Origin of the sequence: Paenibacillus sp. JNUCC32, from assembly GCF_014863545.1 — a bacterium.
Lineage (GTDB): Bacteria > Bacillota > Bacilli > Paenibacillales > Paenibacillaceae > Paenibacillus_AQ > Paenibacillus_AQ lautus_A.
Window position 1 is genome coordinate 6,736,817 of record NZ_CP062260.1, and the last position, 26,037, is coordinate 6,762,853.

Sequence of the window (26,037 nt, forward strand, 5' to 3'; positions counted from 1 at the left end):
GTGGTTGAATGAAAGTAAAGAATGGATGCTGATCAGGAACGTATGTTCGTTTAAAATCTAAAAAAATATAGCATTTCTTGCGGAATGCCGGCTCTCAGATAGAATTCGTGCAGGGACTCTCCGGGTCCGGGCGCGAGACCTGCGGTCAACAGGGCAATGGCAAAGCGGTTCGCTTGCCGCTCCAGTTTGCCCGGGCTGAAATAGGAATGCTCCTCCAGAAAAAAACGGCTGATTCCCTTATGAAGACGGTCATGCCCCAGCTCATGCGCGCATACGAAGCGCTGCCACGGCGGCGGCAGCTGATTGTGGATGACGATGAATCTCCGTCTTAGTTTACGGAAATACAGTCCTTTGGTCGTCTGGCCTAAATCCGCGAACCGAATATGTATGCCCAAGGAAGCCGCTATTTCAAAGGGGCAGTTGGTGTGATGTTTTTTGATCAGCTGACGGATTAAAGGTTGTAAATGATCATCCATGGCAGTTCACCTGCAATATTGGTTTTGGTTGAATCGTAAGAATCGTTATGTATCTCCTTATGCATGTGGATTTATTTCTTGCGTTTGTTCATCTGCTTGGCTTCCCAGAACAGTCCGGTCAAGACGTCCTTGATGCGCTGCTTGTCCTCCCCGCTCAGAGGGACCCCGTCAAACATGAGCTCGCCGTCATCCTCGAGCATTTTCTTGAAATCCCGTTTATCCCTGGAAGTTGCCCAAGCGGGAGCCGGTATCTCTTCGTGCTTGGCGGCATCCTGCTGCAGATAACCTGCTTTGTTCATTAGCTCTTCATAGGGAACCTCGAGCGCTTCCGCCATTTTGCGCAGTGTTTGCGGCTTGGGTATGCCCCGCAGCCCATTCTCGATCCGCGAGATCTGCGATCCGCTGATGTCGGCGGCCTGGGCCAACTGATTGATGCTCCAGCCTTTGTTCTCCCTCATCTCTTTCAAGTACGATCCAAATATGCGTTCCACGTTCCGGCCACTCCTCACCATAGTCCATCTGAAACATCTACATATAGTATAAACGCATTACCATCCTTTGCCAACAGGTAAAATAAAAGAGAGGATTATTGCCAAAAGGCAAGAAAATGAGAGGGATGTCCCATATTCCTCTATATAGTTCGTCCATTTGAAGGTTTACGCCGGTCTCCAAATAGTGGTATATTAATGAAAAATACGAACAATATGCGAACATGAGATGAAGAACCGACTTCTGCCAAATGGCAAATTGTAAGCTTGACCATGACAATAAAAGGGGAGTGTTTCCGAATGAATCCATTGTTACCGGAATTGGATCGCAGAAAGACCCAAAGCGCCGTTGAAGCGATATTCGAAAAATATCGCATCTATAAAACCATTACATTCGAAGTCAGGGAGATGAGCGTGACCGCATCCTACACGGAGAGGTTCCACGGACCGACCAACGTCACCTCGGACCAAACGGCAGCGGTTGCCATATATAATGTAGATATGCCGGCGGCCAGGAAGCAGTATTGCGAAACGATCGAATCGATCGTGGAACGGCTTGGCGAGCGGGAGCAGACCCTGATTCGGGAACGGTACATGAAACAGGACGACGTATTCGATTACAAAGTGTACAACCATATCCTCGAGCCGCCGGTCAGCAAGGACACGTATACGAAGATCCGCACCCGTGCTTTTTATAAATTGGCCTTGGCTTTGGCGGACAGAGGACTGCTGAAGCTGCAGGAATTAGAGAAAGCCGCCAAGAGCAAAATGAGCTGACAAGCGCGAGCATGGATCATCACATCGAGCAAAACCGGAGGACCTCCATTATGGACGTCCTCTGGTTTTTTTTATTTCTAATATAGAAGGCAGCATTTCACGGGAAAAACAAGTTAAGACTGGGAAATCAACTATAAATACGAACATGAGTTCGTACTATTTCCCGCCGACATTCCGCTTAAAGTTCAGCATGAAACGTCCCATAAGGCGTCAGCGCATCCGATTTAGGGGTGTAAGATTGTATTATCGGAAATGAAGCAAAACAGAGCGTACCGAACACGCACACAGTCGATGCGAGCCGGCCTTGAGAAGGACCGGTTTTTTGCTGCGGTTGATGCCTGGAGCGTCTCATTTCCGATTCTTTATATGACAAGAAAGGAGGGGGTCATATTGCACAAGCATGTGATCGTCATGAGCAGCTGGCTGTCCTATGGCCGACCGGAGAGCGTCCGGCAAACCGCGGAATGAGAGGGGCGGTCAAACAGGCCGTTGCATTCCTCATTCCGGAGCTTGACGGCCATGTATATGACGTGCATCCGCCGGACGGGGTAAGCGAACCGCTATATGCCGTGATCACGCTCGGCGAGGACGTCTGGAAATCCTCATGGGCCGGGTACCGGCAGGTGGTGCGATTGAAGCTGCATGGGGATCGTACCGATCTGCCGCAATTGGATCGATGGGCGGATCTACTCATTCAGGGACTTCACCGCAAGCGGGTTGCCGGAGCCGACGGAAGTGCATTCAAGCTTCATTATTTGGGTGTTCCGGAGGCCGACAAGCTTGATCCTGTTTCAGGCAGCATGATCCGTATCTTGCGATTCGGGATCTATATGCCGCAGGCATCCGGGGCAGGCTCCGTCGGACAGCCGGATGAATGGCTGGATACGCTGACAGCCTGGACAGGAGATATGCTGGGTGGTCCTTGGCGCATCTACCATACGGCATGGCCTGCGGGGCGGGAGGATCACGCCGTATTATGGCGGATGACCGGCTGCGAGACCCGAATGGCGGGAGCTTCGATGTTCGAGGTCCGCAAAACCTTTATCGGGCATATCGCCTCCCTGGATTCCGCGGACGAGCAGCTCACGGCTGCAAGGCTGGTGGAGGAGCTTGGCACCCAGGTCCAGCTGGTTCTGGACTTACAGGAACGCCGTTATGTATCCGTTGCGGAAATTTCCTCCGATATGCAGGCCGATCCCATTCTGGACGGTCAGATTAAGCTGACCCTGGCCCAGCGGAAGAACCGTTCGCCGGAGGAAGCCGCCTTGATCAGGCGCGTTAACATTCATCCTATCTTAAAGTGAGGTGGCCAATATGGCTGTGAAAAAAACACTCAAATCCGAAGCTCCCGGGAGCAGCGCTCCCCGATATGCCTTGGCGGAACTTGAAGCACACGCCCATGAACTGTTCCAGGTTCGGGCGGAAGTGCTTGCGGGTGCCATGTATGGGGCAGATGGAGAGCAGTTCACGGTAACCGAGGTCAAAGAAAGAATCCAACAATTCATGAAAGCGAAGGTGGTCTAATCATGGCAGGTGGAACATGGGAAAGCACAAATAAACCGGTACTGCCGGGTTTGTATATGAATTTCAAGGCAGCAGCCGCGTCGGCTGTTCAGGGCGGCAGTCGCGGTACGGTCGTCGTGCCGGTCAAAGCCAATTGGGGACCGGTGCGGGAGTTCGTGGAGATCGGAAGCGAGTTCGCGATTTCCGAACTGTATTCCGCGGATAGCCAGAATGGCGCTACCGCTTACGAGACGCTTTATCTGGCCTTGCTCGGCGGTCCGAAAAAGCTGCTGGCTTATCGTTTGGCGGACAATACGGCGGCAGCGGCTAGCGTGACGCTTCAAAATGCGGAAGCTACGCCTTCGGACGTGCTGAAGCTTGAGGCCAAATACCCGGGCAGCCGTGGCAACGGCTTCTCCGTAACGGTGCAGCCGTCGCTGATCGACCCGGCCGCACGCGAGCTTCGCCTCTATGAAGGCGCCAAGCTGCTTGGCACCTTTTCCAGCCAGGACGGATCCGCTGCATCGATGGCGGCTCAGATCAATGAAGATGCCGAGAACCTCTGGGTGACGGCAACCGCATTGGAAGCGTCCGGCGTTCCCGCTGACGTGAACGGAGCCGCGCTGTCTGGAGGCAAGAGCGGCAACGGCGGCCTAACGAATGCGGATTATATCGAGATGTTGGATGCGGTCGAAGGCCAGGAATTTAACGTACTGGCCCTGGATTATGCTGCGGATATGGCTCTGCTGCAGAGCTTTGCGGCCTGGGTAAAGCGTCTCCGTCAAGAAGGACGCGGCGTGATGGCCGTATTCGGCGGAAGCGCGGCGGACGACATCTCCAAGGATGCAGCCAAGCTGGCCGCAGACCGGTCGCTTGCATTGAACCATGAAGGGATCATCAATGTGGGTACGGGCGTGCGTCTGTCCGGCGTGAACTACAGTTCCGCGCAGACGGCTGCTTACGTGGCCGGGCTTATTGCCGGTCAGCGCTTGAACCAATCCGCTACATACGCGGTAACGCCATTCGAGGATGTGACACGCCGCTGGACGCGCTCCGAGCAGGAGCAGGCCGTACGCAATGGCGTATTCGTCCTGTTCTACGACGGTCGTCAGGTGAAGGCGCTGCGCGGCATCAACACGCTGGTGAATCCGGCGGAAGGCCAAAACAATGCCTGGAAAAAAATCCGTTCCATCCGCGTAATGGATGCGATCCATGCCGATTTGCAGCTGGCCGCGGAACAGACCTACATCGGCAAGGTGAACAACACCGAGGAAGGCCGACTCGCGCTGATCGGCGCCGTGAAGGAATATCTCGCTTCGTTGTCGCTGAGCAATGTCATCGAGCCGGACGGTTATGACGTCATTCTCGATCCGGCCTACTACGGCGATTCCGCCGTGAACGCGCCGGAGCCGGACCAGGTCTTCCTGCAGTGGAACGTGAAACTGACCGACGTGATGGAGCAGCTGTTCGGCACGTTTTACGTGCAATAACGAGAAGAGCGATCAGTACATTTAAGATGAGAACCGGACTGTCTTCTGTGGATGCATGTCCATAAACGTTTTTCTTATAAACTTATCGAAATCGAGGAGGAACTTAATATGTTGGATGCTTCAAGAGTCATTATGGGGACATACGGCCAGGCATATATTGACGGGGTCTGGCAGACGCACATTAATAAGCTGGAAGCCAGCGTGGAATTGGAGAAGCGCGAGCTGAAGCTGGTCGGCAACGACTGGACGGTGCACAAAAACGGCAGCAAAAAAGGAACCGGCACGATGACTGGTTACAAGGTTACTTCCGATATGATCTCCCGCGGCTTCACCAAATTCGATATCATCTCCAAGCTGGACGATCCCGAATCCTACGGCCATGAGCGCGTTCGCCTGATCCGCTGCATGCCGGACAAAATCCAGCTGGCCAACTGGACAGCCGGTGAAGAAGTGCAGGAGGAAACTTCATTTACCTTTGAGGGATACGAGCTGTTGGATCCGATTCAGGGGGCTTAAGGCTGTTTGCCTTAAGCACGTCTTGAGAGCGGTCAATAAGCGGGGCTTCGCCCGGCATGGTGTGCCTGATTCGGGCGAACGTCGCCCGCTGAGCTGTGGGTTACTATTTTATGAGTAAAGGAGATATACGCATGAGCTTGCACGAGAACATGAGCGAAGAGCAAATATTGGACAGTCTGTTTGAGGCGGCGGAAAGATTGCCGGAGGAGACGGTGCGCATTAAGCGGCTGGATATGCAGATGGTGCTGCAGGGCTTGACTTCAAGCAAGGTGGACAGCATCCGCGAGCGCTGCACGGTTCGCCGTACGGTAAAGGGCGCGGTGGATGAAAAGGTGGATACCGAAACCTTTAATGCGCTGCTCATCTCCGAAGCGACGAGCAGTCTGTCGGTGAAGGGCTTGACGCTTAGCGGCTGGGGCGATCCCCGGATTACGAGCCGCTTGAAGCTGTCGGGCGGTGAGCAGGCGGTCCGCCGCATGCTGCTGGCCGGAGAGCTGGATGCCGTAGGCGATAAAGTGCTGGAGCTGTCCGGCTTCGGAGTTGAGATTGCTGACCTAAAAAACTGATCGGCTCCGGGGGAATGACGACGATGCTGTATCATCTGTGGGTCCGGCATCACCTTCGTCCCGGAGATTTTTGGCGGCTCCCGCGAGGCGAGCGCCTGCTGCTGCTCGCTTTCTCCCAGGAGGAGATCGAGGGCATGGCCGGTCAGAGTTTGAAGTGAACAGGAGGTGAAACGAAATGGCTGAAGCCATGAACTACCGCATGAATCTGGTCATCGATCCGAAAAACGTGATCAAGGCCAACCGCGAGCTGCGGGCGATGGAACGTTATTTTGAGCGGATCCAGGGACGCGTCATGCGAATCGGACGAACCCGCATGGCACCTGAAATCGTGCTGAAGGACAGCGCCTCGAAGGGGCTGGACAACCTGCTGGCCAAAATGCAGCGGGTGAAGTCGCAAGTCATCCAAGCTTCAGCGAATGTGAAGCTGAATGTGCAGAAGCAGATTGATACGAATCTAAATCTGAGCGTGCAGAAGCAGATCGAGGCGAGTGTTCAGGTGGATTTGCGAGCGGCAGGGCTTGATTTCTCTCCGATGATCGCTGCGCTGAACGCGAATACGACTGCGGTGGATAAGCTTACGGATGCGCTTGGATCGCTTCAGCTTGGAGGCGGCGGGAGCGGTAAAAAATCGGGATGGGATACTGCTCTAGGCATTTTAGGCGGTGTTATCACCGTAGGCGCCACCGTTCGAAGTGGAACCCAGATGAAAGGTAAGTACAAAGACATGAAGGGAGCTTGGGGAAATAAAGTTCCTGAAAACAAGCCCGCAGAAACTAAATCCATTGGTAATAAACCCCCTGAGAAAAAAACTGCTATATCCTATAAAGATAAAAAGGGTGGAAAAAACAATGTAATTCCATTCCCAAAGAAAGCTGCTGCTCCTGAAACTAAACAGGTAAGTAAGTCTTCAACTATGTTAGGAAATGCTCGCAATAAAGCAGAAAAAATAGGTGACTTTGTAGAAACTGTCGGTACGTTCGGACAAGGGGCAGTGAAGGGGCTTAAACATGTTTGGGATGGAGCCAAAAATATATTTGGCGGCGGCGGTGCCAGCGGCATCGTTTCCGGCGGCGCGGCGAGCGCTGTTAAGGCCGGTGCAGGATCAGATGCAGTAAAACAGGCAGCTGACGGTAGCACTGGAGCAAATGCAGTGAAAAATGCCGGCAAAAGCGGCCTAGGCTCCGGCTTGATGAAGGGGCTTGGTAAACGCGCACTTGGCCCATTAAGTTTTATAGCCGATGCGACCGCAATCGCTACCGCTAAACCGGGAAAAGAACGAAACCAAGCGATAGGCTCTACCGTCGGCGGCGGTATCGGAAGCACGATCGGCGGCCTCGTCGGCTCCGTGATCCCGGTTGCAGGCACGATGATCGGCTCAACGCTCGGCGGCACCGTAGGTAGCTTTATTGGCGAGAAGGTCGGCGGCGCCATTACCGGTATCGGTGATAAATTCAACGAGGGAAAGGAGACGGTGTCGAAATGGTTCTCCAAAACGTTTTCCTTCGGGAAAAAAGACAAGGAAGCTGCTCAACCGAAGGAACCCCCTTCGAGTGCAGCTGCCCTTCCGGCTCCCATCATCCCGAAACCAGCGCCGACTGATTTCAGCAAGCCGCTGCTGCCGAATCCAACATTGAGCCCGACATACGGCCCGTATATGCCGCCTACCCAGAGTACTTTAGGTCCACCCGTGAGTGCAGCGCAAAACCAAGCTTTAGCAGGGAAGCCGACGTCCCCGCAATCCGTTCAGATCAGCCCGGAGCAGATGAGCACGATATCCGGCCTGCTGATGGATTTCAAAACGGAGACAACCGTGAATTACAATCTACCTTCAGGCGCGGTGCAGGTAACGGTGCATGAGGAGCACCCGATCGATGTAGAAGGATTGATTCTTCTGATCGGGCAGCGGCTGAGAGCCGAATTCAGCAAAGCAGCCCAGAACCGGAAGCCGACTCCGATGGCCTATTGAAGATAATGGTTAACGGCAATTATGAAGTCGGTCCGAAGGCATCCATACAGAAAGGAGGGGCCCAAGGTGGAGTTTATTTTGAAGAACGGCAAAGGCATGACATTCCGATTCCCGGTTAATCCGGAAGAGGTAACCATTTCAAGGCAAAAGGGACTGGAAACGGCCACGATTCTCAACTATGGAGAGTTTGATTTTCCGCAAGGGAATCGGATTAAAGAGATATCGTTCTCTTCCTTTTTCCCGCAAGAGTATGATGCAGCTTTTTGTAAAGGCCATGAGAGAGATCATATTAAACCGCAAACCGCGATGAATAAACTTAACGAGTTTCTGGCATATAAAACGCCGCTGCAATTTGTCATTACCAAGACGGCGGTGAACGTGCCGGTGTATGTCGCCTCCCATCAGTCCACGTTCCGGGGCGGGGAAGTTGGAGACGTATATTTTGACATCACGCTCCGGACATGGAGCGACATGAAGGTGGCCAAAACCGCAGGCAGCAGCGGAGCATCTGGAACAAATAAAAAGCCCCGGGCCGACATGAAGGAAAAGAACAAGACGTACACCGTTAAGTCAGGGGACTCACTCTCCAAAATCGCCAAACTAGAGCTCGGGGACAGCTCGAAATGGAACCAGATCTACAAGCTGAATCAGAAGACGATCGGCAAAGATCCGAACGCCATCAAACCCGGCCGGAAGCTGGTGCTGTCATGAGTTACAAAGTGATTTTGCAGGATCAATACGATCTGTCTCCGTTGGTGGAAGCTATCAACCTGCGGGATTCGCTTGAACAAGTCGCTTACCAGGGAACCGTCAATCTGGTTGTCACGCCGGATATGCCGCCGATTTCGCCGGGAATGGCGATCCGGATCAGCGGAATTCCATACGGTAAAAAAGATTATGTCCCCCTGCTGCACCCGGCTGTCGTGTGGGAAGTGGAAACCTCCAACAATGGGGTGAAGCGAATGACCCTCACGCTGTACGATCGGACGGTATACCTCGACAAGTCGGAGGATGAATATCTGTTTCCGGCGAAGCAGACCGCCACCCAGCGGTTCAAAAAGTATGCGGCGGACTGGAACCTGAAAATAGCCGTTTTGCCCGATACCGAGAAGCAGCTGGGGCGTTCCGTTTATCGGACGCAGTCGATTTATGCCAGCATGTTCGCTGATTTGCGGGAGACGGCCAAAGCCGGCGGCAAGCTGTATCATCCGCGGATGATCTCTTCAGGTCTTGAGCTGTATGAGTTGGGAACGAACAAAGAAGTCTACATTTTGGAGGCTATCACGGATACCACGCAATCGCGGACTTTGGAGGGCGCGGCGACCAAGGTCAAGGTGCTGGCGACAGCCGCCAGCGAGACCGGGCAAGAGGTTCCTTCCAAGATAATGGCCATCGAGGAGAAGGATATCGCCAAATACGGCCAACTCCAAGCGATCATTCAGGATGATGAAGTGAAGTCGCCTGCGGCTGCCCGCCAGCTGGCCCGAAGCAAACTGAGGGGGATTCGGGAGACGATCTCCCTGAATGCACCTGATGTCAATACGATCCGTGCCGGAGATGCGGTCATGCTGGGCTCGATGAAGCTGCTCGTGATTTCCGTCAGCCGGGAGCTGGGAAACCCCGGGAGCATGATGCTGGAGCTGGGGAGTTATGACGATGTAAAAAGGAGGTTTTACCTTGAATAAAGACCCCTATGGACAATTGGCATCCTCCCTATATGCCTCATTGAACAAGCAAACCCGTCAAGCCATGGGCGGCGTAGGGGCCGTGCTCGGCACGATAACCTCGACGGGACTTAAGCTGGATGATTTCAAGCATGAGCTGCAGGACTATATGGTGGCGGAGCTGCCAGGAATGCTGTCCTTGCCCCGTTATACGGCTGCTGGTACCGCCACTTTGGGAGGACAGCCGCAGGAAATGACATTTGATGTGGAAGAAAATGAAGTCGAAGATACCCTTTTTGAGCTAGGAAAAGGCTTGAAACCGGGGGACCGCGTGCTGGCCGTTCGGGTCAACAGCGGCAATGACGTGGTGGTTGTATGCAAGGTGGTGAGCAGCGGTGGCTAATTTGTTTCCCGAAAACGAGGATATGGTTTGGACGGATGCCACGGATCCGGAGGTACTGGAGGGTGAAGGAGCCTTTTTTGGACGGAGCTGGCGGTATGATTTTGAAGCCGGCGAGTTCGTGATGACTCCCACCCGGAAGATTCCGGTTGCGGATGAGAAGGAAGCCTGGGTCATCTGGTGCGAAAAAGCGATCCGTACGCCGCGTTACCGCCATTTGATCTATACGCCCGATTACGGCAGCGAGCTGGAGGAGCTGGTGGGCAAAGGCTACGACCGATCTCTACAAGAGAGCGAAATTCAGCGCATGGTAACCGAGGCGCTGCTGGCGGACGCGCGGACGGAGAGCGTGGATCAATTTCTTTTTACCTGGGAAGGAGAAGCCTGCCGTTTCAGCTGCCGCATTACGAGCGTCCGGGATGAGACGGAAATCATAGAAAGCGTGGTGATCTGATGGTAGATTTGCCGTTGTATTTGTTGGATCAGACGGAAGAGAACATTATGAACCGCATGCTGAACAAAGTGCCTTCGGACATCGACAAGTCGGAGGGCTCTTTTATTTGGGATGCGCAGGCGCCGGTCGCGTTTATGCTGTCCGAAGCAGCCTTGTGGGCACAGGAGCTGCTGCGTCGAGGCTTTGCAAGCACCGTGGCAAGTGATCATCCAGATATCCGTTCCGCCGAACTCGATCTGAGGACGGCAGAGCATGGGATTACCCGGCGGGAAGCGGTCGCATCGTCCGGCAGCGTTGTGTTTACGGGGAAGCCGGGGACGACCGTGCCTGCCGGAACCTATGTCGCTACGCCAGCCGATGAGGGCTCCGGGGAATCCTCCGTGGAGTATGTGACAACATCAGGCGTTATGCTGAGTGATTTGGGTACCGGTTCGGCGCCAATCCGAGCTGTCATGCCGGGCAGCAGCGGCAATGTTCCTGCAGGCGTCATTCAGCTTATGATGACGTCGGTCAGCGGCGTAACATCGGTTACGAACCCGGAACCGACGCGTAGCGGGACGGATACCGAAAGCGATCAGTCGCTTCTGGAGCGTTTTTACGCGAAAGTCCGAAGTCAGGGAACGAGCGGCAACAAAGCGCAGTACATGCAGTGGGCCAATGAGATTGCCGGCGTTGGCGGCGTGGAAGTGGCGCCGTTGTGGAAAGGGCCCGGCACCGTTGGGCTGTATCTACTGGATACGGACAAGCGTGCGGCAAGCCCGGATATCGTGGATGCCGTTCAGCAGCACATTGACCCGTCGCAGGATGGACAGGGAGAAGGCGTAGCCCCGGCGGGTCCCGTTATTACCGTGATGCCAGCGGCGGAAGTTCCGATTGATATCTCCGTCAAAGTGCAGCGTACGCAGGAGCAGCCTTCGACGATGGACGAAATTCGGAAGCTGATCGAGGATGGCGTTCGGACGTATTTACAGCAGATTGCTTTTAACAGGAAAGATCCGTTGGTAAGATACACTCGTATTGCCGCCGTACTGCTGGATATTCCGATTATCGTCGACTACTCGGATTTGACGATTAACGGCCATACCGAGCAGCAAAACATTGAAATTGGCTCCGGTCAGGTCGCGGTGCTCGGGACGGTGAGCGTAAGTGAATAATACCCGAATGAACAGCTTGCGCGGTCGCGAGCTGTTTTCTTATCTACCGGCCTATTACGAGACTTCCCGCGTCATGCAATCCGATATGGATGCCAAGGGCAGCGAGCTGGACGCGCTTTATCAGGCGCTGAACTCAGCCGCAGACCAGTTTTTTGTCCGTACAGCAACCTGGGGCCTGGAGCGCTGGGAGATGGAGCTCGGTATTCCCACCGACCGGAACAAGCCGATCGAGCAGCGGCGGGCGGTACTGGAGTCCAAGATGCGCGGAGCGGGAACCTTCTCCGGAGCGCTCGTGAAAAACGTGGCGGAGGCTTATGACGGCGGCACGGTCGAGGTATCTTTTCAGCCCGAGGAATGGGGCTTCACGGTTAAATTCGTGGATACGCTCGGCATCCCGCCGAATCTGGAGGATCTGAAGGCAGCGATCGAGGAGATCAAGCCAGCGCATCTGGCGGTGGCGTATGCGTTCAACTACTTGCTCATACGCGATATTCATGACGTGATGACTTTGGGCGAGCTGGGCCAGACGCCGTTAAACAAATTTGCAGGAGGTGTTTGAGTTGTCCAGTAACACACCGAATTTAGGACTGTTAAAGAAAGACCCTATGGTGGATGGCAATGAAACCTTTAACATCGAGACGATGCTGAATGAAAATTGGGATAAGGTTGATGAGGCTGTGGGGAGAACTGGAGGATATGGAGTGACTACTCAACCTACAGCGAACGTATATGAGGTTAATCTCTGGCCTGCGCCAGCAAGCCTTACAGCTGGGATACGGGCTACCGTAAAGGTCAATGTTGCAAGCACTGGAGCGCCAATGCTCAATATTAATAGTTTGGGGGCAAAACCAGTGCTTAAAACAAGCGGTAGTTCAGCAAGTTTTAAACAGGATGGTGTGTACTCATTGGTTTATGATGGTCAGGCTTTTATCTTACAGGGTGAAGGGGGTGAGGTAGGGACTGCTACAGCTGGAGACGTGCTGTCTGGTAAGACGTTTTCTGGCGAGGAAGGGTTAATTGAAGGAACAATGCCAACGAAAGGGAACCAGTTTAAAGCTGGTCTATGGTCGAATCCAGATGGTGATGCATATGTTGATACCTATGTGGATGTAGATAGTGGGTATTACCCACCTAACACAAAGATAACAATTCAAGCGTACGACCCAGATCTCAAAACAGAGAATATTCGTTATGGTGCCGATATTTTTGGAGTTGCTGGAAGTCCTGCAGTTGTAAATACATCAGATGCGCATTTAGATTCACAGTATTTATTAACAGGATATTCAGGTTATGATGATGGTATTTTAAAACGCGGAACAATGCAGCACCTTACTGGAATTCGAACTGCTACCGGGGCATCTAAATGGGCTAATGGTGACTTAGCTGTATATCCTGAAAGAGGTTATCAAAAGGGAGGGGCAGGAGATGGCGAGATTAAGGTAACACAGACGCAACTAAGGCAAGCTGAGCCTGCTCTAGTTTCAGAAAATATAAAGCAAGGTGCATCAGTTTTTGGAGTTATTGGGAATTTCAAAACATTGCCAAGTCTATTTGAAGTCAACGAGTCGTTAACTTATTATAATAACAATAATCCAATTATTATGACTAAAAACCTTTTTACACTTCCTAGTTTAGACTCGCTCTCATTTATTTCTTTCCGTAGTTCAAGAACATCTTGCTCTGAAACTTATAGTCCTCCAATCCCAATTGTGTGTTATTTAGAAGTACTGGATTCAACTGGTATCACATATCCATTTATTACTTTATCGTTCGGTTATAGTAACTATTATAATTTTCGTTCTTCTGGTTTTTTTATTGATTTAAAGAACAATTTTATGGGGCTATCAACCTATAGCAATATACCGAACTCTAGTTCAAATGATAACGGAGTTATTGAGCATTTGAGTTATAATAGAAATTTTACGGAATGGCGGACCCATAGGATTGCAAAAAATGAGCCTTTAACACTTCGGATCCGTATGGTATGCAGTCAGGGGAACTATCATGTAGAACGAAGTGCTGAGTTTTACGTTAGTGGTATGTTTCATTATATGTAAAAAATGAAACTAATAAATTTACACTTAATCAACCAGTTTGCTTACGAAAGGAGCACCATCATGCTCACCCAACACATACGTAACGCCCTAGCATCCCAACTATCCAGCTCCTTCCCCGACATCCCCCTCATCACCAAAGAGGATGCCGACCTATTACCTCCAGCTCCATACTTCCAAACCGAGCTAACCCTAGCCGAGTTCGAGCCGATATCGACAAGTCGATATGCGGCTCGTTTTCGTTTCCGCATCTCTTACGTACCAGTGGAAGGGAAGTCGGTGGCAACGATCATGGACGAGATGCTGGAATGCCTGACATCCCTTGATGTCGAAGGCCGTCCTTGCCGCGCCTCATCAGTGGCGTGGGAGCGACCAACGGGGAATGATGGGACATCAGGGGAAGGATTTTTTCGCGCAGAGTATGTCATTCAGCTCACGACCGATCAGGTCGAAACGGAAAGCAAGATGCAAACATTGAAACAGGGAGGCGGATTGAAATGAGTAAAAAAGACACAGCGCCGACATTCAACAAACACCAGCTGGCACGATCCAATCAATTCACTAATCGCGAGAAGGATGTGCTGAGCGCCATTCTCGAAGAGGGCAAAACGTACACCGTTCAGCAAGCGAAAGAGCAACTTACTACATTTTTGAAAAAGGAGGTCATCTAAATGGCCGGAGGAACATGGACAACACCCAACAAAGTAAGACCAGGCGTTTACACCCAAATCTCATCGCAGGAGCAGCCGATCGGGCGCGTAGGTGAAAGGGGGATTGCCGCACTGGGCTTGTCCCTTCCATGGGGAGAACCGCAAAAGATTCTGACAATCAAACCAGGTACCAATCTGGTTGAGGTGCTGGGTTATGATATCACGGCACCGCAGCTGCTTTCGGTAAAAGAAACCCTCAAGCGTGCTGGCACACTTCTGTTGTACCGCTTGAACAGTGGCGTACAGGCGGCCGGATCTGTGGCCGGACTGAAAGCAACCGCTCTTTACGGCGGAGAGCGTGGGAATGACATCCAAATCGTTGTTGAGAACGCGGTGGATGATCCCGGCAAGTTTGTGGTCAGCACGCTGCTGAGCGGCAAAGTTGTGGACAAGCAGCTAGTAGCGAGTGCGGCAGAACTGCAGCCGAACCTGTACGTAACCTTCGCACCGGATACCGGCGATTTGGCGGCTACAGCAGGATTTGCTCTGACTGGCGGCGCTAACGGCACCGTGACGAACCAGGAGCATGTGGACTTCCTTGCCGCGCTTGAGGTCCAAGACTTCCAGACCGTTGGCCTGTTGTCTGCGGACCCCACGCTCAAGTCCTTGTATACCGCTTTCGTCAAGCGGCTTCGCGAGCAGGAAGGCAAGAAGGTCCAAGCTGTATTGTCCGACTATCCAACTGCGGATTATGAAGGAATCATCTCCGTGAAAAATGGCGTTGTTCTCACCGACGGCACCATAGTAGACAAGGTGAAGGCGGTGGCTTGGGTCACAGGAGCCACTGCTGCGGCAGCGGTTAACGAATCCTTGACGTATGCGGCTTACGATGAAGCGGTGGATACCGATGTTCGCTTGAGCCATACGGAGATTGAAGAAGCGCTGACGAAGGGCGAGTTCCTGTTCAGCTACAGCGGCGGCAAGGCCGTGGTCGAGCAGGATATTAACAGCTTTACATCGATTGAGCCGGCCAAAGCGCGCCATTTTTCCAAAAACCGTGTGGTCCGTGTGCTGGATGGCATTGCGAATGATTTGAAGCTGATTTTTGAGAAGTCCTATATCGGGAAGGTAGACAACAATGTGGATGGCCGGACGCTGTTTTGGGCGGAATGCGCGGCGTATTTTGCGTCTTTGCAGAATATCGGGGCTATCCAGAATTTCGATGCGAACGAAGATATTGTGGTGACGCCGGGCACGGAAGGCGATGTGTTGTTTGTGGATATCAAGGTACAGCCGGTGGATGCGATTGAAAAAGTATACATGAAAGTGAAGGTGGTCTAAGATGGCATTTTTGCGGGCAAGCGACACGATTTCGGGGCAAGAGGGTAAGGCATTCGTCAAAATTGGCGATCGTATGGAGGAAATGTTCTACATTAAAACACTGGAAGCTACGGTGGAGAAGGAAAAAGCCGAGCTGAAAACGATGGGCCAACGTGCCGTACAGCATAAAGCCATTGGCTGGAAGGGCAGCGGCACGATGACCATTTATTATGTGACCACGCTGTTCCGCGAGCTGATGATGGAATACATCCAAACCGGCAAAGACGCCTACTTAATGATCGAAGTGCGCAATGAGGATCCGGGATCGACCACGGGACGTCAGACGGTGATTTTGGAAGGGGTCAACCTGGACAGCGTGATTATGGCATCGCTCGACACTGAAGCGGAGGCGCTGGAGGAAGAAGTGGCCTTCACGTTTGAGAATGTGCGGATTGAGACGCCGTTTAACCCATTGGCCTAATATTTAACATAATTGAGGAGGAAGGAATATGAGCGATTTTAGCATGTTTTTTGCTGGGCAGTCGTCTGCGGAGATCACGGAGGATTTCGTGGTCTCTGTTCGTTTTAAGAACGCGGAAGGGAGCCCCGTGCCTTGGAAGCTGCGCAGCATCACGGAGGAAGAGAACCAGGAGTGCCGCAAAGCGGCTACGCGTAAGGTCAAGGGCAAGAACGGCGTCTTCACGCCGGAAATCGACCCGAATGACTATATGGCGAAGCTGATGGTATCGAGTGTCATTTACCCGGATTTGAAAAACAGCGAGCTGCAAAAATCCTACGGCGTGCTCGGTGCAGAATCCCTGCTCCGCAAAATGCTGCTGCCCGGCGAGTTCGCTGCGCTTGGCGAGCGGGTGCAAGCCCTGAATGGTTTTGACCGCGATATGAACGATCTGGTGGATGACGTAAAAAACTAATCAAAGAGGGCGACGGTGACGCGAACTATGCGTACTACGCCCTCCACGAATTGCACATCCTTCCTCACCAGCTCATGGCGATGTCGGTCCGGGAACGGGCCGCCATCTATGCCATGATCTCGATGCGGGTGGAGAAAGAGAAGCTCGAGCGAGTCCGGAAGCGGAGATAGGTTGTAGAAGAAGGGGGTGAAGGAATGGCGAGTGTAAAGGATGCGTTGTCGTACTTTAACAACATGGCCAATGATGTGTTGGTTGGTCAATGGCTGCAGTTTGAAAAGGGATACGAACAGGTTGTCAAACAGATCACTAAGGCGAAGGAAGAGCAAGAAAAATTAACGCGTACAACGGCAAAATCTGTCTCGTATAAAGAAAAAATGCTTCAAATGACCGAAAAAGTCGTGGATGGCATCGAACAAATGAATCAAAAAATGGGGGAAGGCGAAAAGAAAGCGAGTGCCCTCAGCAAAGCCTTCAAATTTGCCAAATCGGCATATAAAGCGGGAGAAATTGTCGTCAAGACGACTATCGCTCCTGCTGCTCAGGAACAGAAACTTGAAGATCTATTTAAAGTAAAAGCAGGTAATGCGGAAGTGGGCACTGCGATGTTTCAGACATTCAAGAATAATGCGCTGAAAACGGGAACGGATGTAAATCAATCTCTAGAAAACGCACTCTCGTTTATGTCTATAACCAAAAATTCGGATCAACTCACGCAGCTTACTGGCTTTGCCGATCGAATGAGCATGATGTCGTCAGGAAACAAGAGTTCTAAAGATGCAACAGAGGCAATTATGAGTGCAATGCGCGGAGATACTAGTTCTTTAGCGAAAAATTTTAATATTCCTGATGCCCAAATCAAAAGCTTCAATGCGGAAATTATCTCATCTAAGGGCAATTTTACTGCGTTTCTCTCATCCATGGATAAGCTGCTTCAAAAATCCGGCATGACGCAAGAATCATTAGCCTCAATGATGGATTCTCCCGTTAACAAGTGGCAGAAGCTGCTAGGACTAGTGGATAACTCGTTTGTTCAGATTGGAACTGGAGCTTTGGCAGCCATTATTCCGTTAATGGAAATGATAAGTGTAGCATTGGAGTCGGGAGCTTTTCAGCCATTCATTGATGCTTTAACCATTGGGTTATCTGTATTGGTCCAAGTGTTTATGTGGATTGCTGAGCTGGTACCACCGGCATGGGAATTTATTAAAGGTGCGATCTCTGGCGTTGGAGTGGCAATCTGGAATGTTATCAGCATATTTATGGGGTTATTGCCTATCATTACGTTTGCAGCTGTATTACTAGGAATTCTCAATATTGGACTAATTACTAGCAGAATCGTTGCTTTAGGCTATGGAGCCGCTCAACTAGTTGCAGCTATGAAGACAAATCTATTAACGGCAGCAACCAGCATCCAAGCCGGAGCGATGAGAATTCTTAATATGATTATTAACGCGAATCCACTTATGTTCTTAATTGCCTTAATTATCGCCGTGATTTCAGCATTCGGTGTTTGGAGTGTAGTTACACAAGGACTAAAAAAGGTCTTTAGCAACGTATTCGGCTTCATCGTCGATCTGGCGCAAAACACGGTCAACACCGTCATTTCCGTCATTAACGGGATCATTAAAGGTGTGAACGCGGTAGCGGGATTTTTTGGCAAAGTCCTTGGCGTGGACACTAAGCAGATTGCAGAGATCGAGTATAAAGCAGACTTTACGAATTTTAAGGATACGGGACAGAAAGCGATAGAAGATTTTTCAATGGATACCTTCAAGGATAAATTCATGCCGGATAAGAGCTTGGGCAAGAACAACGAGGATCTTTTAAAACAATACAACACCGGCAAAACCGGATACGATGTTACCGTTCCGAAAACCACCCCAACCCCGTCCATGCCCGCCATGCCAACGGCGCCAATCCCGGTAGCCCCTGCGGGCGGCAGCATCGATTCCATTGGTAAAGTGGATAACTCGGTTGACGTGGCAAGCGAGGATCTAAAAGTGATGCGCGATCTGGCCGAAGTGAATGCGATCAGCAATATGATTACCTTGACGCCGACCGTGCAGATGACGACGGGAGATATTAATTCCGGGGCCGATCTGGATACGATCATGTCGAGAATTAACCGGACGCTGGAGGAGCAGTTTGTGTCCAGTGCCGAGGGGGTGTACTTGTAGCATGAGCGATTACGGATTTTTTCTGAGCTTCAATAACCAGGAGGAGGTTTTTCGATTTCCGGTGAATCCTGAGCGGATTGACGTCAAGGATAGCGGTGAAGGCAAATCCTATACGGTCGCGGGACTTGGCGAAGTGAATGCGATTCTGTACCCGAAGCTGACGGAGATCTCGTTTGAAAGCTTTTTTCCGGGGAGGGCATATCCCTTTGTCCATCTAGGGTCTGACCAGAAGCTGAAGCTTCCGATTGAATACGTAAATACCATTAAAGGCTGGATGGAGTCACGCCGACCTGTTCGCTTTGTTATGACTGGGCTTGTTCCCGATCCGCTGAGCGGTACGGATGGCAAGAATGTGGTGCGGGCGATGAAGTCTTTTGGCATCAACATGGCGGCCTCCATCGAAAGTTTCAACTGGAATACGATGTCCGGATCGCCGGAAGATATCGAGTTCTCGATCACGCTTAAGCGTTATGTGTTCTATGGGGCACGCAAGGTTATGCCGGTTAAGGACAAAAAGGCCGCTGCGGTGAAAACCAAAGACAGGCCGGATGACCGCAAAAAACCAACCTCCTATACGGTTGCCAAAGGCGACACCCTGTGGAGCATTGCCCAAAAGCTGCTTGGCAGCGGTTCCCGTCATGCGGACATCCAAAATCTGAACGGAATCAAGGACCATGAGGTCCGGAAGCTGGCCGTCGGCCGGGTTCTGAAGATTCCCTAAAGAGGTGGCATCGTGATCGAACTGATGATTGACCGCAAGAACGGAAGCGTGTGGGATTTGGGACAGATCGTAACCGACATCACATGGAAAACAAGCCGTCAGGCGAAGCCGGCAAGTCTGGATATCAACTATGTGAACGATGGCCTGGCGCAGAGCAAGGCATTCGAAGTGGAGAACGGCGACATTGTGCGCTTCCGCAAGGATAACAAGGATCTGTTTTATGGGTATGTTTTTTCCAAAGAGTGGGGCATGGACGCCCAGGTCAAGGTGATGGCTTACGATCAGCTGCGCTACCTGTCCAGCAACGACACCTACCGGTTCACGAATGCCAAGGTGGAGGATATCATCCGGAAGATCGCCAAGGATTTCAATCTGAAGACAGGAACGCTGGCCGATACGGGCCATACGATCCCTGCCATGCTGGAAGCGGACAAGAAATTGATCGATATCATCTGTAAGGCCCTGGATTCCACGTTGATCGCGACCAAGCAGTACTATATGTTTTACGACCGGTATGGCGAACTGACGTTGACCAACATCAACGACATGCTGCTCATGCTTGCAGTGGGAGAAGACAGCCTCATGACGGATTTTTCATATAAAAAAAGCATCGACAACGAGACGTACAACCGCATCAAAGTCGTGCGGGACAACAAGCAGACGGGCAAGCGGGACGTTTACCTATATCAGCATGGACAAAACATTGCCCAGTGGGGCCTGCTCCAGTTATACGAGGTTGCTGACGAGAACATGAATCCCGCTCAGTTGAAGCAGTTAGCGCAAAATTTGCTGGAGCTGAAGAACAGGGAGCAGCAGACGCTGTCCATCGAGGCTATCGGGGATTTACGGGTCCGTGCCGGAAACACGATCTATGTGAATCTGCCGGAAGAAGGCTTGAAGCCGTATCTCATCGATGAGTGTACGCATAAATTCTCGGACGGTACGCACACGATGTCGCTGAATATGAAGGTGGTGTAAGCAGGGATGCTGGATATTATCAAAAAAGCCAGTCTTAGCGCCGTGGGTAGCACAAACCCGATGGCGGTGCTGTATGGCACAGTCACATCAATCCATCCTCTGGAGGTGAACGTGGATCAGCGTTTCAGCCTGACGGAGGATTTTTTAGTTATCGGAGAGTCGATGACCGAGTACAAGCTGAACATTGGCGGCGCGGAATATGTGATTCGAAAAGGGCTGGAAACGGGAGACACGGTGCTGCTCATTCGTTACCAGGGCGGGCAAACGTATCTCGTGCTGGATCGGTTGGTGAAGCCGTCATGATTCCGCAGGGAGGAACGCTGCAACCGGGTAGCGAGATCATGGAAACACTGGAGCAGCCCAGCCTAACGTATAACTTGAACCTGGAGGAAGGTACGATATCTGGTCACATTGACGGTCTTGAGGCCGTGAAACAGGCAGTCGTCAAAATCCTTCAGACGCGCCGTTTTGAACATTTGATCTACAGCAGCAATTATGGGCAGGAGTTGGACTCCGTCATTGGCCGTGACCCGCTGTGGGCCTATGCTGAAATCGAACGGCACATCAAGGAAGCGCTGCTGCAGGATGATCGCGTGTTGTCGGTGGATGACATGAATATTACGTTTACTGGCGAGTTGGCCATGGCAGAGTTTACGGTCCGAAGTGTGTATGGCACTTACAGTATGACCAAGGAGGTGAGGGAGGATGGTTGAGGAACAGACGTATGAAGCCATTCTGGAGCGGATGCTGGATCGCATCCCGGAGGGTATGGATAAAAGGGAAGGCAGCATCATCTACGATGCGTTGGCGCCTTCCGCGGCTGAGCTTGCCCAGATGTACGTGGAATTGGAGTATTCCATGAACCTGAAATTTGCTGCTACGGCATCGGGCGAATTTTTGGATCGGAGCATTGCCTGGTCGGGACTGACCCGAAAGCAGGCTACAAAAGCACAACTGCTGGGGCAATTTTCGGGCAGTAACGGCGTCCCGGTGGATGTGCCTATAGGGAGCCGTTTTTCATTGGATCCGCTGAATTACAAAGTCATGACCCGGCTGGGTGCGGGGCAGTACGTGCTGGAATGCGAGACAAGCGGGAAGGAAGGCAACCGCCGATTCGGTTCGCTGCTTCCGCTGGAATACGTAGAAGGCTTGGTTAAGGCCGAACTGGTGGAGCTCTGGGTACCTGGCGAGGATACCGAATCGGATGAAGCGTTATATGACCGATACCGCGAAAAAATCTCCCGCCCCGTGACCAGTGCGAACCGGAATCAATATGAGTTATGGGCGAGGGAGAAAGCAGGAGTCGGGAAGGCCAAGGCTTTTCCGTTATGGGATGGACCCGGCACCGTCAAGGTGGTGCTGCTGGATAACGAGATGCGATCGCCTACGTCTTCCGTTGTGGAATCGGTGCAGCAGCATATCGATCCGACCATGGGTGGCATGGGAGAAGGGGCGGCTCCCGTCGGTTCGGTGGTCACCGTTGTGGGGGCGACTGAAGTGCCAATTCATATTGAAGTGCAGGTTACGCTGCTCGATGGGGCCGGCTTGGATGGTGTGCAGGAAGCGATTGAACAAGGCGTACGCCAGTATCTGAAAGACCTCGCCATGTCCGACCCGTTGGTCCGGTATAACCGGATTGCCAACGTGATTTTGGATATTCCGTCTGTCATCGACTACGAGGTATTGACCGTGAACGGAGGAACAGACAGCATTCCGATCGAACCGGAGGCGGTAGCTGTCCTGGGGACGGTGACGGTCCGATGAGTAAAGCCGAAGCCTGGCTGGGTTACTTGCCGTCCTTTTACCATGATGTCCGGGAAATGAAAGCCATTGCCGGAGCCGAAGGGGCTGAGTTGGACAAGCTGGCGCAAGAACTGGAGGATCAGTTGGACCAGTATTATCCCGAAACCGCCACCTGGGCGCTATCCAGGTATGAGCAGGACCTGAACATCCCGGTCAACTTATCCAAGCCGATTGAACAGCGGCGGTCGGTGATTATCTCGAAGATGCGTGGGAGCGGGAAGGTGTCTGCCAGCATGCTCAAAAATGTGGCACAAGCCTATGAGCGGGGCAGCATCGAGGTATCCGTCCAGCCGGCGGAGTATAAAGTGACGATTCATTTTCGAGATACGCTGGGCATTCCGCCCAATTTAAGTGACTTGAAATCGGCCATTGAGGAGATCAAACCCGCCCATATGGCGGTCGATTACGCCCTGCGTTATCTCACTATCGCCGAGGTGGAGGGCATGACGTTTGAGGAAATATCAGCAACGACACAAGACAGATTGTTGGGAGGAGGAGCCTAAATGACGAATCCGGTTACGCCGAATATCGGGTTGAACAAAATCGATCGAACCTCGCCGTCCACGACGTATTTTGATTTGGAGAAGTATATTGATCAAAATGCGGATGCCGTAGATCGGTTCGCGGGTGAAAGCGGTGAGGCCATCGGCGCTTTAGAAAAGCGACTGGACACGGAAGAGCATAGGGAAGTCGTACTGCAGCCAGGGCTTCAGATCGTGAATGCGGAGCGAAGCGCGCCTTTTAAGTTGAGTGGGATTAAGGGGCGGACATTGGTGAATTTGTTGGGGCGAGTGGGTAATTGTGAGGATGTTAGCCCATGGAGTGATAGCGGGAGCACTCATGCTCTGGATAATGTGAATAAAACAACTGGAAACAATGGATTCAAAATCACCATTACAGCGAGCAGTGGTAACACTGGTAATATTTTTCGTAGGATCAACAATATCGATAAAACGAAGCACTATGTTTTGCTAGCAGACCTTAAGAACGGTAATGCAACCAGAATCGTATTACAGAAACAGAATGTAGGTATTGGTGGATCAGCTCCATTTATGGAAGTAACGGATAATACAAAGTTTTCAACAGTAGCGGTAAAAATACAACCAGCTTATTTCAGTGGTGATGATACTATTGCGGTTTTAGTTTATGGCGCTCTAGGTCAATATGGGTATGCTGATGCAATTCGACTATACGAAATTAGCGAGGCCGAATACGCTGCCCTAGACGATATGACACCTGAACAAGTCGCCGCCAAGTATCCTTACGTCGATAGTGTTCAACCTGTACGAAATCCTTATGCGATTCAGTATGGAGAGAATTTGTTGCCGCCGTTTTATGAAGCGTTTTTTGCGGGTTCGCTGGCTGGTTCTCCGTATATTGTCTCTCCTTATGAAGGTATAGTTAACGCTTCTGGTGTGAATGTTGGATTTCAATACTGGATTCCGTGTGTACCGAATACTGAGTATACCTTTGCGGTAGAAAATGACGGTGTTATAGCTTTGCAGGATATGGACAAAGATAAAGTCCTCATTAACAATAATGGCGGATTTCTGAATGCTCAGCGGGCTTCAATTATAACCGCAAATAACGCAGCATATTTGCATATCTTAATGTCTTCCGGTCCAAAAGGTGCTGGGACCTATACCTTTAAAAATCCTATGCTTAGGATAGGGACAGAATCTAAACGGTTCAAGCCAAAAGAAGCCTCCATGCTCGCATTGCAAACAGACTTATACGCTGATCCAGTATCAGGTGCGAATGCTGACGAAGTGTTTGAAAAAGACGGACAGTATTTCAGGTTGGCGAAGTGGGTGAAAGCTACTTTAACCGACAAATTTAACTATGTTGGTATTGGTGGGAAGGGAGCCGGATGGAAACAGACTTTCTTTGATTTACCTAGTAACACATCTGGACCGTATTCTGAAACTGTCATAAAATATGACGGCAAAAAACTCCAATCGAATCAGATAACCAGTAGCCCAGACATTAGTGCAATTGATTCAGGAAACGCAAAGCGTTGTTATATTTCAATAGCCAATACAGACAGCGGCTGGGGCGACAACTATTCACCTACAGCTGACGAGATTAAGGCGTATTTTATGGGATGGATGATGTACGACGGATCAGGAAGTAACGCAACGCCTGATAATCCGGTTAATAACTTTTACAACGGAACAGGGGTAAAGGCGTGGGCTTATCGGGCGGACGGTGTGACTAGATCGTGGTTAGGCTGGACAGATAAACTTCCAACAACTCAAGCTCCTAATTGGACGCCTTACCAACTCTTGTACCGTCTAGCTAAAGAATCTATCGAACCTATCGTTTCCGAAGGTATGTTGACGCTTAACGAGGGAGATAATCAGATCGAGGTTGGAACAGGGATTGTGGTTCGGGAGAGAGCAGTTTTCGCTGCTGAGACGCCAACTAGCGGGTACTCATACAATGCTGCTGTTCCGGGAGCCGGACAAGCGAAATACAAAGTAAAGGACTTCCTTGGCGTATATGAGTCCGGTCGCCCGATAAGTGGCTACACAAAGGTGCTAAGAACAACTCACAATGGAGCCGCGATCAACGTGCCGAGAGACTTGTTTAATACTTCCGCTGCCTATTCTGTCTCATATTTGAGGTTGGATACGTCCCCTAACGTCCCATTCACCGGATCGTACGCTGCTTATGAAAAGGCAATGCTTCGAGAGCTGACCGATTCCGTGCGGCAGAATACGACCGCTGTATCCGTATTGATGAACAAGAAAGTGGACAAGGATCAACCGGGATGGATTTCGCCGACAATAATGAATAGTTGGACTAAACAGGATGACTTTGGATATGTAAGACTTAGTAATGGAATAATCCTTTTTCGAGGGAGTTTGAAAGATGGCATACTTTCTAGCACTGACTCCGCTCCTATTATGTTGCTCCCCGATGGGTATAGACCTAAGGAGGTACTATATTTTCCTATTGGTGGACGGAATGGGTATTCAGTTTTAACAGGATACGGTACTTTAAGACTTTTAATTACCCCTGAAGGTTTAGTGACTTTGAGAGGGCAAAACGACATGAATATGGCTACTATTGCATGGTTTAACAATGTCTCATTCCTAGCCGAACAATAAAGGAGGCACCACATGAAAGCCGTACCTAAAGTAAATACAAACGGTCTCTATTTAGAGGACACCTTAGTGGACGATACCTTTTCTGGTGTCGTCCCTTTTTATTCCGACATGGAACCAATACCAAATATTCTAAACGAAACAACAGAACCAAAAAATGAGCCACCCAACGAACCAGAAACCAATATCTCCGGCTACATCATCGGCATCCCGGTAACCCCCGGCTTGTTCCGCCCGCGCATTGACCTCGAAGCATGGAATGCATACGAGTCTGCCGTAAGCGCAGCACAAGATTCATTCCAACAAGCCTTGTCTAAGTGGCACGCACTCCCGGAAGAGCAGCGCGACGACATACCGGTTCTGGAGTCTCCGACTCAGCCGATACTTTGGGTAGAAGGGTTAACCCCAGAGGAAATCGAGGAGCTAACTAGACCTCAACCAGTAGAGCCTAATGAAATGGATCGCTTAGGTAGCGAGATGGTAACGCGGGAACTGGAGGCCTTGGAGCTGCGTCAGCAGAACGAGGCACAGGGCGCTCAAATCGTGGGACTTGAATTGCGGTTGCTGTCACTTGAAAATAGCTGATCGAAAGGAGCGGGAGACGATGTTCGAGAACGATTTTGAACGCTTGAAGTATTACTATGAAAAAAAGTGGGCGCAGAAGTCTCAATTGAGACAGTATGTTGCGTTTGGCGTGATCACCTCGGATGAATATGAAGTCATCACTGGCGAGGCATATTAAACGCTGCTTTGAAAGGCCTAGCATGAAGGGCTTCAACGGAGAAGGCGGAATCATGCTGGAGAAGCGGAGCGGTCGCCTTTGTCCACGGATTTTAAC

The 26,037-nt window shown here is 51.2% G+C and carries 32 protein-coding genes; 30 read left to right on the forward strand and 2 right to left on the reverse strand.

The window, feature by feature from the left end; genetic code table 11:
* Positions 1-50 precede the first annotated feature (50 nt).
* On the reverse strand, positions 51-476 hold the full coding sequence (locus JNUCC32_RS29995) for an ImmA/IrrE family metallo-endopeptidase (RefSeq protein WP_096776604.1): 426 nt from the start codon (positions 474-476) through the stop codon (positions 51-53).
* 71 nt (positions 477-547) lie between these two features.
* Positions 548-967: a helix-turn-helix domain-containing protein gene (locus JNUCC32_RS30000; RefSeq protein ID WP_009594555.1), complete on the reverse strand. Its 420-nt coding sequence runs from the start codon at positions 965-967 to the stop codon at positions 548-550.
* A 297-nt stretch (positions 968-1,264) separates the two neighbouring features.
* Between JNUCC32_RS30000 and JNUCC32_RS30005 the strand changes: the two genes are divergently transcribed.
* From JNUCC32_RS30005 to JNUCC32_RS30145, 30 genes are all read left to right on the forward strand, one after another.
* Positions 1,265-1,741, forward strand: a complete 477-nt coding sequence (locus JNUCC32_RS30005) for an ArpU family phage packaging/lysis transcriptional regulator (protein ID WP_015737378.1) — start codon at positions 1,265-1,267, stop codon at positions 1,739-1,741.
* Positions 1,742-2,205: 464 nt separating this feature from the next.
* Positions 2,206-3,045 carry a hypothetical protein gene (locus tag JNUCC32_RS30010; RefSeq protein WP_192570615.1) on the forward strand — a complete coding sequence of 280 codons (840 nt, stop codon included), beginning with the start codon at positions 2,206-2,208 and terminating at the stop codon, positions 3,043-3,045.
* Between the two features lie 10 nt (positions 3,046-3,055).
* Positions 3,056-3,265, forward strand: coding sequence for a YqzN/YkzM domain-containing protein (locus JNUCC32_RS30015; protein ID WP_192570616.1), 210 nt, complete (start codon positions 3,056-3,058; stop codon positions 3,263-3,265).
* 2 nt (positions 3,266-3,267) lie between these two features.
* A complete protein-coding gene (locus JNUCC32_RS30020; RefSeq protein WP_192570617.1) occupies positions 3,268-4,734 on the forward strand; it encodes a phage tail sheath family protein in 1,467 nt (488 codons plus the stop codon).
* Between the two features lie 108 nt (positions 4,735-4,842).
* The gene (locus JNUCC32_RS30025; protein ID WP_192570618.1) at positions 4,843-5,250 is read left to right on the forward strand and encodes a phage tail tube protein; all 408 of its coding nucleotides are present in this window, start codon (positions 4,843-4,845) and stop codon (positions 5,248-5,250) included.
* A gap of 131 nt (positions 5,251-5,381) precedes the next feature.
* A complete protein-coding gene (locus JNUCC32_RS30030) occupies positions 5,382-5,816 on the forward strand; it encodes a phage tail assembly chaperone (protein WP_192570619.1) in 435 nt (144 codons plus the stop codon).
* Between the two features lie 23 nt (positions 5,817-5,839).
* Positions 5,840-5,974 carry a hypothetical protein gene (locus JNUCC32_RS31745; RefSeq protein ID WP_015737373.1) on the forward strand — a complete coding sequence of 45 codons (135 nt, stop codon included), beginning with the start codon at positions 5,840-5,842 and terminating at the stop codon, positions 5,972-5,974.
* A gap of 17 nt (positions 5,975-5,991) precedes the next feature.
* Complete coding sequence (locus JNUCC32_RS30035; protein ID WP_192570620.1) at positions 5,992-7,782, forward strand: hypothetical protein; 1,791 nt, start codon at positions 5,992-5,994, stop codon at positions 7,780-7,782.
* A gap of 66 nt (positions 7,783-7,848) precedes the next feature.
* Positions 7,849-8,493 carry a LysM peptidoglycan-binding domain-containing protein gene (locus JNUCC32_RS30040; protein WP_192570621.1) on the forward strand — a complete coding sequence of 215 codons (645 nt, stop codon included), beginning with the start codon at positions 7,849-7,851 and terminating at the stop codon, positions 8,491-8,493.
* A complete protein-coding gene (locus tag JNUCC32_RS30045) occupies positions 8,490-9,467 on the forward strand; it encodes an XkdQ/YqbQ family protein (RefSeq protein ID WP_192570622.1) in 978 nt (325 codons plus the stop codon). The genes JNUCC32_RS30040 and JNUCC32_RS30045 overlap by 4 nt, the downstream gene beginning before the upstream one ends.
* Positions 9,460-9,849: a hypothetical protein gene (locus JNUCC32_RS30050; protein WP_090908881.1), complete on the forward strand. Its 390-nt coding sequence runs from the start codon at positions 9,460-9,462 to the stop codon at positions 9,847-9,849. Before JNUCC32_RS30045 ends, JNUCC32_RS30050 begins: the two co-directional genes overlap by 8 nt.
* Positions 9,842-10,300, forward strand: coding sequence for a DUF2634 domain-containing protein (locus JNUCC32_RS30055; RefSeq protein WP_192570623.1), 459 nt, complete (start codon positions 9,842-9,844; stop codon positions 10,298-10,300). Before JNUCC32_RS30050 ends, JNUCC32_RS30055 begins: the two co-directional genes overlap by 8 nt.
* On the forward strand, positions 10,300-11,454 hold the full coding sequence (locus JNUCC32_RS30060) for a baseplate J/gp47 family protein (protein WP_192570624.1): 1,155 nt from the start codon (positions 10,300-10,302) through the stop codon (positions 11,452-11,454). The genes JNUCC32_RS30055 and JNUCC32_RS30060 overlap by 1 nt, the downstream gene beginning before the upstream one ends.
* Entirely contained in the window at positions 11,447-12,013 is a 567-nt protein-coding gene (locus JNUCC32_RS30065; protein ID WP_192570625.1) for a YmfQ family protein, read from the forward strand. Before JNUCC32_RS30060 ends, JNUCC32_RS30065 begins: the two co-directional genes overlap by 8 nt.
* 1 nt (position 12,014) lies before the next feature.
* A complete protein-coding gene (locus JNUCC32_RS30070; protein ID WP_192570626.1) occupies positions 12,015-13,511 on the forward strand; it encodes a hypothetical protein in 1,497 nt (498 codons plus the stop codon).
* 60 nt (positions 13,512-13,571) lie between these two features.
* Positions 13,572-14,009: a phage tail terminator family protein gene (locus JNUCC32_RS30075; RefSeq protein ID WP_192570627.1), complete on the forward strand. Its 438-nt coding sequence runs from the start codon at positions 13,572-13,574 to the stop codon at positions 14,007-14,009.
* On the forward strand, positions 14,006-14,179 hold the full coding sequence (locus JNUCC32_RS30080; RefSeq protein ID WP_192570628.1) for a hypothetical protein: 174 nt from the start codon (positions 14,006-14,008) through the stop codon (positions 14,177-14,179). Before JNUCC32_RS30075 ends, JNUCC32_RS30080 begins: the two co-directional genes overlap by 4 nt.
* Positions 14,180-15,499, forward strand: coding sequence for a phage tail sheath family protein (locus JNUCC32_RS30085; protein ID WP_192570629.1), 1,320 nt, complete (start codon positions 14,180-14,182; stop codon positions 15,497-15,499).
* Position 15,500: 1 nt separating this feature from the next.
* Positions 15,501-15,959, forward strand: a complete 459-nt coding sequence (locus JNUCC32_RS30090; RefSeq protein ID WP_192570630.1) for a phage tail tube protein — start codon at positions 15,501-15,503, stop codon at positions 15,957-15,959.
* 28 nt (positions 15,960-15,987) lie between these two features.
* Positions 15,988-16,410 carry a phage tail assembly chaperone gene (locus tag JNUCC32_RS30095; protein ID WP_192570631.1) on the forward strand — a complete coding sequence of 141 codons (423 nt, stop codon included), beginning with the start codon at positions 15,988-15,990 and terminating at the stop codon, positions 16,408-16,410.
* Positions 16,411-16,604: 194 nt separating this feature from the next.
* Complete coding sequence (locus tag JNUCC32_RS30100) at positions 16,605-18,587, forward strand: phage tail tape measure protein (RefSeq protein WP_192570632.1); 1,983 nt, start codon at positions 16,605-16,607, stop codon at positions 18,585-18,587.
* 1 nt (position 18,588) lies between these two features.
* On the forward strand, positions 18,589-19,308 hold the full coding sequence (locus tag JNUCC32_RS30105) for a LysM peptidoglycan-binding domain-containing protein (RefSeq protein WP_192570633.1): 720 nt from the start codon (positions 18,589-18,591) through the stop codon (positions 19,306-19,308).
* A 12-nt stretch (positions 19,309-19,320) separates the two neighbouring features.
* Positions 19,321-20,286, forward strand: a complete 966-nt coding sequence (locus JNUCC32_RS30110; protein WP_192570634.1) for an XkdQ/YqbQ family protein — start codon at positions 19,321-19,323, stop codon at positions 20,284-20,286.
* 6 nt (positions 20,287-20,292) lie between these two features.
* The gene (locus JNUCC32_RS30115) at positions 20,293-20,589 is read left to right on the forward strand and encodes a DUF2577 domain-containing protein (RefSeq protein WP_009594605.1); all 297 of its coding nucleotides are present in this window, start codon (positions 20,293-20,295) and stop codon (positions 20,587-20,589) included.
* A complete protein-coding gene (locus JNUCC32_RS30120) occupies positions 20,586-20,999 on the forward strand; it encodes a DUF2634 domain-containing protein (RefSeq protein ID WP_096776584.1) in 414 nt (137 codons plus the stop codon). The genes JNUCC32_RS30115 and JNUCC32_RS30120 overlap by 4 nt, the downstream gene beginning before the upstream one ends.
* Entirely contained in the window at positions 20,992-22,050 is a 1,059-nt protein-coding gene (locus JNUCC32_RS30125; RefSeq protein ID WP_192570635.1) for a baseplate J/gp47 family protein, read from the forward strand. The genes JNUCC32_RS30120 and JNUCC32_RS30125 overlap by 8 nt, the downstream gene beginning before the upstream one ends.
* Entirely contained in the window at positions 22,047-22,592 is a 546-nt protein-coding gene (locus JNUCC32_RS30130; RefSeq protein WP_096776582.1) for a YmfQ family protein, read from the forward strand. The genes JNUCC32_RS30125 and JNUCC32_RS30130 overlap by 4 nt, the downstream gene beginning before the upstream one ends.
* Complete coding sequence (locus JNUCC32_RS30135) at positions 22,593-25,202, forward strand: hypothetical protein (RefSeq protein WP_192570636.1); 2,610 nt, start codon at positions 22,593-22,595, stop codon at positions 25,200-25,202.
* Positions 25,203-25,214: 12 nt separating this feature from the next.
* Positions 25,215-25,784 (forward strand): hypothetical protein, encoded by a 570-nt coding sequence (locus tag JNUCC32_RS30140; RefSeq protein ID WP_192570637.1) that lies wholly within the window; start codon positions 25,215-25,217, stop codon positions 25,782-25,784.
* A 19-nt stretch (positions 25,785-25,803) separates the two neighbouring features.
* On the forward strand, positions 25,804-25,941 hold the full coding sequence (locus tag JNUCC32_RS30145) for an XkdX family protein (protein ID WP_082834244.1): 138 nt from the start codon (positions 25,804-25,806) through the stop codon (positions 25,939-25,941).
* Positions 25,942-26,037: the final 96 nt, after the last annotated feature.

Excerpts from the sequence above, each read along its gene's own strand:
- JNUCC32_RS30120 (WP_096776584.1), top strand. The coding sequence starts at position 20,586 with ATGATTCCGCAGGGAGGAACGCTGCAACCGGGTAGCGAGATCATGGAA.
- JNUCC32_RS30035 (WP_192570620.1), top strand. The coding sequence starts at position 5,992 with ATGGCTGAAGCCATGAACTACCGCATGAATCTGGTCATCGATCCGAAA.
- JNUCC32_RS30095 (WP_192570631.1), top strand. The coding sequence starts at position 15,988 with ATGAGCGATTTTAGCATGTTTTTTGCTGGGCAGTCGTCTGCGGAGATC.
- JNUCC32_RS29995 (WP_096776604.1), bottom strand. The coding sequence starts at position 476 with ATGGATGATCATTTACAACCTTTAATCCGTCAGCTGATCAAAAAACAT.
- JNUCC32_RS30005 (WP_015737378.1), top strand. The coding sequence starts at position 1,265 with ATGAATCCATTGTTACCGGAATTGGATCGCAGAAAGACCCAAAGCGCC.
- JNUCC32_RS30115 (WP_009594605.1), top strand. The coding sequence starts at position 20,293 with ATGCTGGATATTATCAAAAAAGCCAGTCTTAGCGCCGTGGGTAGCACA.
- JNUCC32_RS30015 (WP_192570616.1), top strand. The coding sequence starts at position 3,056 with ATGGCTGTGAAAAAAACACTCAAATCCGAAGCTCCCGGGAGCAGCGCT.
- JNUCC32_RS30010 (WP_192570615.1), top strand. The coding sequence starts at position 2,206 with ATGAGAGGGGCGGTCAAACAGGCCGTTGCATTCCTCATTCCGGAGCTT.
- JNUCC32_RS30135 (WP_192570636.1), top strand. The coding sequence starts at position 22,593 with ATGACGAATCCGGTTACGCCGAATATCGGGTTGAACAAAATCGATCGA.
- JNUCC32_RS30075 (WP_192570627.1), top strand. The coding sequence starts at position 13,572 with ATGCTCACCCAACACATACGTAACGCCCTAGCATCCCAACTATCCAGC.
- JNUCC32_RS30085 (WP_192570629.1), top strand. The coding sequence starts at position 14,180 with ATGGCCGGAGGAACATGGACAACACCCAACAAAGTAAGACCAGGCGTT.
- JNUCC32_RS30045 (WP_192570622.1), top strand. The coding sequence starts at position 8,490 with ATGAGTTACAAAGTGATTTTGCAGGATCAATACGATCTGTCTCCGTTG.
- JNUCC32_RS30025 (WP_192570618.1), top strand. The coding sequence starts at position 4,843 with ATGTTGGATGCTTCAAGAGTCATTATGGGGACATACGGCCAGGCATAT.
- JNUCC32_RS30125 (WP_192570635.1), top strand. The coding sequence starts at position 20,992 with ATGGTTGAGGAACAGACGTATGAAGCCATTCTGGAGCGGATGCTGGAT.
- JNUCC32_RS30060 (WP_192570624.1), top strand. The coding sequence starts at position 10,300 with ATGGTAGATTTGCCGTTGTATTTGTTGGATCAGACGGAAGAGAACATT.
- JNUCC32_RS30100 (WP_192570632.1), top strand. The coding sequence starts at position 16,605 with ATGGCGAGTGTAAAGGATGCGTTGTCGTACTTTAACAACATGGCCAAT.
- JNUCC32_RS30030 (WP_192570619.1), top strand. The coding sequence starts at position 5,382 with ATGAGCTTGCACGAGAACATGAGCGAAGAGCAAATATTGGACAGTCTG.
- JNUCC32_RS30140 (WP_192570637.1), top strand. The coding sequence starts at position 25,215 with ATGAAAGCCGTACCTAAAGTAAATACAAACGGTCTCTATTTAGAGGAC.
- JNUCC32_RS30090 (WP_192570630.1), top strand. The coding sequence starts at position 15,501 with ATGGCATTTTTGCGGGCAAGCGACACGATTTCGGGGCAAGAGGGTAAG.
- JNUCC32_RS30105 (WP_192570633.1), top strand. The coding sequence starts at position 18,589 with ATGAGCGATTACGGATTTTTTCTGAGCTTCAATAACCAGGAGGAGGTT.
- JNUCC32_RS30130 (WP_096776582.1), top strand. The coding sequence starts at position 22,047 with ATGAGTAAAGCCGAAGCCTGGCTGGGTTACTTGCCGTCCTTTTACCAT.
- JNUCC32_RS31745 (WP_015737373.1), top strand. The coding sequence starts at position 5,840 with ATGCTGTATCATCTGTGGGTCCGGCATCACCTTCGTCCCGGAGATTTT.
- JNUCC32_RS30020 (WP_192570617.1), top strand. The coding sequence starts at position 3,268 with ATGGCAGGTGGAACATGGGAAAGCACAAATAAACCGGTACTGCCGGGT.
- JNUCC32_RS30080 (WP_192570628.1), top strand. The coding sequence starts at position 14,006 with ATGAGTAAAAAAGACACAGCGCCGACATTCAACAAACACCAGCTGGCA.
- JNUCC32_RS30145 (WP_082834244.1), top strand. The coding sequence starts at position 25,804 with ATGTTCGAGAACGATTTTGAACGCTTGAAGTATTACTATGAAAAAAAG.